Source organism: Cryobacterium sp. Hh7, from assembly GCF_004403155.1.
Taxonomy (GTDB): domain Bacteria; phylum Actinomycetota; class Actinomycetes; order Actinomycetales; family Microbacteriaceae; genus Cryobacterium; species Cryobacterium levicorallinum.
Genome location: NZ_SOHG01000054.1, coordinates 23,624 through 30,340, shown reverse-complemented (window position 1 = coordinate 30,340; position 6,717 = coordinate 23,624). Strand labels below are relative to the sequence as shown.

The window sequence follows — 6,717 nt, the reverse complement described above, 5'->3', positions numbered from 1 at the left end:
TCACAGCAGAGCAGTTCACCGCCCGCCAGCGCTACCGTGTACCCGGAATCGTGCTACCAAGTCACCGGACTGGCGCTACCCACAAGCGCTACTCGCCACCGACCTCGCCGCGGCCGCCGACGTGGACCGCACTGTTCTGTCAGCCATCGAGCGCGGCAAACCCGTCGAGAGCATCGCTGCGATTCGCCGAGTGCTGCGCGCCCTGCACATCGAACCGGTCGCTCTTCCTGCGCCGAAGGTTTCCTGACGCGCGGTCGAGGCCGCCAGCATCCACTTGGGCGCCGTGGAAGCAGGCGGAACGATCACCTCGCGTAGGACGCGGCGCAGACTCAAATCTCGCTGCACAGCGCCCCGGTCGGACTCTTGACGTTCTATCGCGGCCTAACGCGACTCTTCGAGTTCGAGCTCGCACTCGCGCTGCCGAAAGATGTCGAGTTGGCGGCGGCGGAAGTCGGCTCCGGTGGCGTTCGTGTCGTGCTGCTCGGGGTGTTCTGCGGCGATCGTGGGGGAAGAAATCTCGTAAGTCATGGCTGTCCAATGTTCGGTTGGAGGCGAGGGTGCCGCGGCCGCGGGTAACGCGGGGGCGAGGTATCGATCAGGCTGCCGTGCGGGCAAGCGTGCCGTCGGGGGTGCCGGTCGAAGGCCGGACGAGGCGGAGACCCTGTCGTCCGATCTGCTCCTTGATTCTCTGGTGCGTTTCGGAGGATTCACGAGGAACGCTATTGGACTCTCCCGATGATGTCAACGAAAAATTATGCAGCCATGCGACGTACGATCAGTGGATGCCGCCGCGCTCGCCACTTCCGCAACGTCACGGCCTCGAGGCCGCGTGGGTCTGCACCCCGGAACGGGCGCAGCATCCGCTTTGGGACACGATGGGCGCCTGGCTGGATGAGCGTTTGTCGGAGTTCGTGGACGTAGCCGGCTTTCTGGCTCAGGGCCGATTGGTCTACGAGAGCGGCACCGCGGTAGCCGGTCTCGACCCGTACCGACCGAACACCTTCGTCTGGTTCCACCGCGATCTGGCCGCGGAGACAGTTGTTCCGGGGCCCATCCACCTGATCTATCGCGACGATCGCCTCGTGGTGATCGACAAGCCCGCCTTCCTCTCGACCATTCCCCGTGGGCGCCACGTCGTGCAGAGCGTGGTGGTGCGGCTGCGCGCCGAACTCGGGCTTCCGGAGCTCTCGCCGCTGCATCGGCTGGATCGGGTGACGTCGGGGCTGGTGGTGCTGGCAACCGAGCGGCGGTGGCGCGGGGCGTATCAGTCGATGTTCCAACGGCAGGAGGTCGCCAAGACCTATCGGGCGCTGGCACCGCTGCTGCCGGGCCTCGACCTGCCCGTGACGGTGCGCAACCACCTCACGACCCGCCGTGGTCAGTGGCAGGCCGAGGTACTGCCGGACGCGCCGGCCAACGCTGAGTCGTTGATCGAACTCGACTCGGTGATCGACGGCCAGGGCGTCTACAGACTGACGCCGCGCACCGGCCGCACCCACCAATTGCGCATGCACATGCTCGGCCTGGGGATTCCGATCGATGATGACCCGATCTACCCCGTCGTGCGAGAGATCGCGATCGACGATTTCAGCCATCCCCTGCAGCTGCTGGCGAACGAGGTGCGCTTTACCGACCCGATCGACGGTCGCCCGCGGCAGTTTGCCAGCGTGCGCACGCTCCCGTTGCGCAGTGTGGTCGGCTGAGCCTGGGTGTCGCGCATCGCGACACGCGGTTGAGAAGCTGACAGGTGTTCAAACCAGGGCGAACTTCTCAAACACATGCCGCGAGCCTTGATGGTGCGCGTCCAAAGCTCGCCAAACGGATGCCTAGGCTAGACCCATGGCCACAGTCATTCTCGTGCGGCACGGCCGCACCACCGCAAACACCGCCGGAATACTCGCCGGGCGGGCCGCCGGCGTGCGACTCGACCAGATCGGGCAGGACCAGGCGGCGCTGACCGGAAAACGCCTCGCGGTGGTACCCCTGGTCGCCGTGGTCTCCAGCCCCCTGGAACGCTGCCAGCAGACCGCGCAGCTCATTCTCGACCACCAGAGTGGTTCCCCGGACATGCCGATTGACGACGATCTCACCGAGTGTGATTACGGCCAGTGGCAGGGCCGGACCCTCAGCGACCTGGCCACAGAAGACCTCTGGTCGGTGGTGCAGACGCAACCCTCAGCCGTGGTCTTTCCCGGCGGCGAGTCGATGGCGGCGATGCAGGCGCGGTCGGTGGCCGCGATTCGACGCCACGACGCCGCCTTCGAGGCGCAGCACGGGCCCGGTGCGGTGTGGGTCGCGGTCAGCCACGGCGACGTTATCAAGTCCATTTTGGCTGACGCGCTCGGCATACACCTCGACCTGTTCCAACGTATCAACGTCGGGCCCGCGTCGGTATCGATCGTGCAATACGGCCCCAAAAGGCCGAGCGTGCACGCGACCAACACCGACGGCGGCGATCTGTCCTGGCTGGCTGGCAGCATCCACTCAGCGGATGCGCCGGTCGGCGGTGGGGCCGGTCATCAGCCAGCGCGCACCTCGACCGCGTAAAATATTCACATGCCCACAATCGTCCATGAGTTCGACTGGCCCGACCGGGTAGTCGTCGGTACCGTCGGCCTGCCCGGGTCGCGCACATTTTACTTGCAGGTGCGCAGCGGCACCCGCATCGTGAGTATCGCGCTGGAGAAACAGCAGTCGGCGCTTCTCGGCGAAAAGATCGACGAGATTCTCGACCAGTTGATCACCTTAGAAGGCAATCCCTTCAGCATTCCGACCACGACCCCCATCGAGCTCGTCGACAACGACCCGCTCGAACAGCCCGTCGCCGAGGAATTTCGCACCGGGGCGATGAGCCTGGGCTGGGACCCGTCGACGGTGCAGGTCGTGATCGAGGCCTACCCGATCACCGACGATGACGAGGAATTGCTCGATCCGGCAGACGTGGCTGAAATGATGCTGGTGCGCATCCCCGTCGGCACGGCGCGAGCCTTCGCGAAACGCACGCGCGAGGTCGTCGGCGCCGGCAGGCCCATGTGTTCCCTCTGCGGTTACCCTGTCGACGCCGATGGGCACACCTGCACCCTGCCCGAAGCCTGATGCCGATTCCCGACCTGATCAACGGTGAGCTGAAGCTCACCGGCCGCATCACGACGGCCTCGAATGCAACGTTCCTGGGGAGCATCGACGGCGCGGTGGTCGTCTACAAACCGGTGGCGGGGGAGCATCCGCTGTGGGATTTTCCGGGCGGCCACCTGGCCAATCGCGAGGTGGCGGCCTACTTGGTGTCGCAGGTCTTCGGCTGGAACGTCGTGCCGCACACCTGGCTGCGCGAGGGCCCGATGGGCGAAGGCATGGTACAGCTGTGGCAGGAGTCTGACCCCGCGCAGGCCGCCGTCGACCTTGTCGCGGCCGATGCCGTGCCGGATACCGGGTGGCGACACGTTCTCGATGGGCGAGACGAACACGAACGGATGGTCACCCTCATCCACGAAGACAGCGCGGCGCTTCGGCGCATGGCCGTGTTCGACATCGTCGTGAACAATGCCGATCGCAAGGGCGACCACATTCTCGCCATGCCCGACGGTCACCGGCACGGCGTCGACCATGGGCTCACCTTTCATATCGAGCACAAGCTGCGCACCGTGCTGTGGGGCTGGCTCGGCGATGCGCTCACCGACGAGGAACTCGAGGGCATCGACCGGGTGCAGGCCGACCTGAATGGTGCGCTGGGCGCGACCCTTGCTGGCCTTCTGAGCGCCGAAGAATTTGCTGCGCTCGCGGAACGCTGCGGTCGGTTGCGGTCAGAGGGGGAGTTCCCCGCCCCGAGCGGCGACATGCCCGCGGTGCCCTGGCCCCTGTTCTGAGCCATCTGTGCCACGCTTGATGCATGGATCTTGAGGTATCGCCGGCGCTAACCATTCCCGAGCGCGAACTCGGCTGGCGGTTTTCGCGTTCGTCCGGGCCCGGCGGCCAGCACGTCAACACCTCAGACAGCCGGGTAGAGCTGTCCTGGAACGTCGCCGACTCGACGGTGCTTTCCGACGATGAGCGGATGCTGCTGCTCACCCGCCTCGGGCACCGTATCGTTTCCGGGGTGGTCACCATCGCCGCGAGCGAGCAGCGCTCCCAGCTGCGCAACCGCGAGATCGCGCTGCGCAAGCTCGCCGATCTGGTGATCGCCGGGCTGGCGGCTGAGCCGCCCGCCCGCCGCGCGACGAAACCCACGAAGGGCTCGGGGCGGCGGCACCTCGCCGCCAAACAGCAGCGCTCAGCCACCAAGCAGAACCGTCAGCGTCCCGCTGCCGATTAGGGGCGGCCTACCGGTATCCGCTCGCCGAGAAGGCAACGGCCTCCCGGGACGGTGCCACTTGACCGATCGGCATCCGCTTGAAGCGGCTATCGCACGAGCAGCATCTGCCGAAAATACGCCGCGAGCTCGTCGGTCGCCGTCAGCGGCAGCACGTTCGCGACGTACTGGTCGGGTCGCACGACCACGATGGCACCGTCGCGGCTGATTCCGCGCAGGGAGAAGATGTCGTGCTTGGGGTCGGTGGCGTAAAGCTTCTCGTAGTCGATCAACCCGAACGGACCAGTTTTGGGCAGGAACACCTCGGAGACCTGGCTGATGTCGACCTCGGCGTGGGCCTGCTGGTAGACCACCTTGACGTCGAAGATGCTGTCGATGTCGCTCCCGGTCGGGGTGTGGGCGAGCAGCGGCGAGTCGGGGGAGGTGCGCATCCATTCTGCCCAGGTGGCCAGTTCAACGGATGCGGCGTCGGCAAACGCGTAGACGCGCCAGCGGCCGTCGGCGCGGTGGTGGTGGCCGAGTTCGATCGGGTTGGCGTCACCGACCCGCACCACCGGGGCCGACTTGAAGCGCTTACCGATCGGGAACCCGGTCGCGAGTGACTGGTGGGTCGCCTCGCCGATCAGCATCGACGGCGGATACTGGGTCATGAAGCCGGCCGGAAACTCCGCCGTCTGCGTGTAGAACTCCTCCAGCGGAACCTTGAGGTCTTCCGGCTTGGCGGCCATGAGCGACGACCACTCCTTGTCGAAGTCGATCAGGTTCTTGGCGATGACCTGGCGTTCGGCCGAATAGGTGCCGAGCAGGCTGTCCGGGCTGCGCCCGTCGAGCACGTAACCGAGCTTCCAGCCCAGGTTGAAGCCGTCCTGCATCGAGACGTTCATGCCCTGGCCGGCCTTGGCGCTGTGCGTGTGGCAGGCGTCACCGAGAATGAAAACACGCGGCGAGCGGATGCCGATCTCCGCCGGCAGCACATCGTCGAAGCGGTCGGTGAGGCGGTGGGCAACCTCGTACACGCTGTGCCAGGCGACGTTTTTCACGTCGAGGGTGTACGGGTGCAGAATGGCGTTCGCCTTCGCGATGATCTGCTCCATCGAGGTCTGGCGCACCGCGCCATTGTCGTCGGGAGCGACTTCGCCGAGGTCAACGTACATGCGAAACAGGTAGCCGCCCTCACGCGGAATGTGCAGGATGCTTCCGCCGGTTCCGGACTGGATGGCGCACTTGGTGCGAATGTCGGGAAAATCGGTTACGGCGAGAACGTCCATGACGCCCCAGGCGTGGAAGGCCGCGTCACCGGCGAGGGTGCAGCCGATCGAGTCACGCACAGCGCTGCGGGCACCGTCGGCGCCGACGACGTATTTGGCGTGCACGATGCGTTCCTGGCCCTTGTGGGCGCCGGTGGTGTGCACGAGCGTCACCGTGACGGGGTACTCGCCCTCATTCGTGTTCACGAGGCTGTGAAATTCGAAACCGAAATCCGGGGTCATTCGGGTGGGCGCATTGGCCATCACCTCGGCGAAATAATCCAGTACGCGGGCCTGATTGACGATGAGGTGCGGAAACTCGCTGATGCCGGTCGGGTCGTCGATGGCCCGGGCGGTGCGGATGATGTTGGCCGGGTTGGTGGGGTCGGGCTTCCAGAACGCCATCTCGGTGATGCGGTAGGCCTCGGCGATGATGCGCTCGGCGAAACCGAAGGCCTGAAAGGTTTCGACGCTGCGGGCCTGGATGCCGTCGGCCTGCCCGATCGCCAGGCGGTCGCCGCGGCGTTCGACGATGCGGGTCGTGATGTTCGGAAACTGGGAGAGCTGGGCGGCCGTGATCATGCCGGCCGGGCCCGTGCCGACGATGAGAACGTCGACGGTGGCGGGAAGTTCGTCGGGGCGATCGATGCCGACCCCGGCGGCGTCCTGAACGCGGGGATCGGTGGACACGTATCCGTGGTGGTGAAACTGCACGGCTTCCTCACTTCTCTGTGTGGTTCCTCGGTGTGGTCTCGCGCGGCGATCAGTCGCCGTTCGATAATAGAACACAGCGTTCTATTATCGTTTTCTGAATCATATACGACATTGGATGATCTACAGGGGCCGGCGGCGTATCCGGCCGAGCATCCCACGAGCGCCTGAGTCTGGTGGAACGCCCGCCACCGCGGTCAACCGACCGTGAGCCAGGCGCGAGTGGTGGGCGCTACTCATCATTCGCGACTCGGTGCCGCGGCGCTAAACCGACGTCAAACTCGAGCTTCCGGGCATCCGTCAAATAATTGGTTTCGGCAGATGGGAAGTACTGGTGCTGGCTCGCCGTAAAAAGGACACACGGGCTAGTGCACGCCGGCCAGGGTGGACGCGTCCAAGCCGGATCGCGCGCCCGATATCGTGACCGGGGGCCTGGCACGAATAGCTGGCTAG

Annotated in this window: 8 protein-coding genes; 6 read left to right on the top strand and 2 right to left on the bottom strand. The window is 65.7% G+C overall.

Going from position 1 to position 6,717, the window contains the following annotated elements; translation table 11 throughout:
- A partial coding sequence (locus E3T43_RS19100) for a hypothetical protein (protein WP_206751404.1) occupies positions 1 to 247 on the top strand: 247 nt, incomplete at its 5' end.
- Positions 248 to 381: 134 nt separating this feature from the next.
- Here the strand turns inward: E3T43_RS19100 and E3T43_RS18855 are convergent.
- Positions 382 to 528 carry a hypothetical protein gene (locus E3T43_RS18855; RefSeq protein ID WP_166791346.1) on the bottom strand — a complete coding sequence of 49 codons (147 nt, stop codon included), beginning with the start codon at positions 526 to 528 and terminating at the stop codon, positions 382 to 384.
- Positions 529 to 782: 254 nt separating this feature from the next.
- Between E3T43_RS18855 and E3T43_RS15040 the strand changes: the two genes are divergently transcribed.
- From E3T43_RS15040 to arfB, 5 genes are all read left to right on the top strand, one after another.
- Complete coding sequence (locus E3T43_RS15040; RefSeq protein WP_134473022.1) at positions 783 to 1,703, top strand: pseudouridine synthase; 921 nt, start codon at positions 783 to 785, stop codon at positions 1,701 to 1,703.
- A gap of 136 nt (positions 1,704 to 1,839) precedes the next feature.
- The gene (locus E3T43_RS15035; protein ID WP_134441288.1) at positions 1,840 to 2,547 is read left to right on the top strand and encodes a histidine phosphatase family protein; all 708 of its coding nucleotides are present in this window, start codon (positions 1,840 to 1,842) and stop codon (positions 2,545 to 2,547) included.
- A gap of 9 nt (positions 2,548 to 2,556) precedes the next feature.
- Positions 2,557 to 3,096 carry a DUF3090 domain-containing protein gene (locus tag E3T43_RS15030; RefSeq protein WP_134473021.1) on the top strand — a complete coding sequence of 180 codons (540 nt, stop codon included), beginning with the start codon at positions 2,557 to 2,559 and terminating at the stop codon, positions 3,094 to 3,096.
- A complete protein-coding gene (locus E3T43_RS15025) occupies positions 3,096 to 3,863 on the top strand; it encodes an SCO1664 family protein (RefSeq protein ID WP_134473020.1) in 768 nt (255 codons plus the stop codon). The genes E3T43_RS15030 and E3T43_RS15025 overlap by 1 nt, the downstream gene beginning before the upstream one ends.
- Before the next feature lie 23 nt (positions 3,864 to 3,886).
- Positions 3,887 to 4,309, top strand: a complete 423-nt coding sequence (gene arfB, locus E3T43_RS15020) for an alternative ribosome rescue aminoacyl-tRNA hydrolase ArfB (protein WP_134441293.1) — start codon at positions 3,887 to 3,889, stop codon at positions 4,307 to 4,309.
- An 86-nt stretch (positions 4,310 to 4,395) separates the two neighbouring features.
- Here the strand turns inward: arfB and E3T43_RS15015 are convergent, their stop codons facing one another.
- Positions 4,396 to 6,267, bottom strand: coding sequence for an FAD-binding monooxygenase (locus E3T43_RS15015; protein ID WP_134473019.1), 1,872 nt, complete (start codon positions 6,265 to 6,267; stop codon positions 4,396 to 4,398).
- Positions 6,268 to 6,717: the final 450 nt, after the last annotated feature.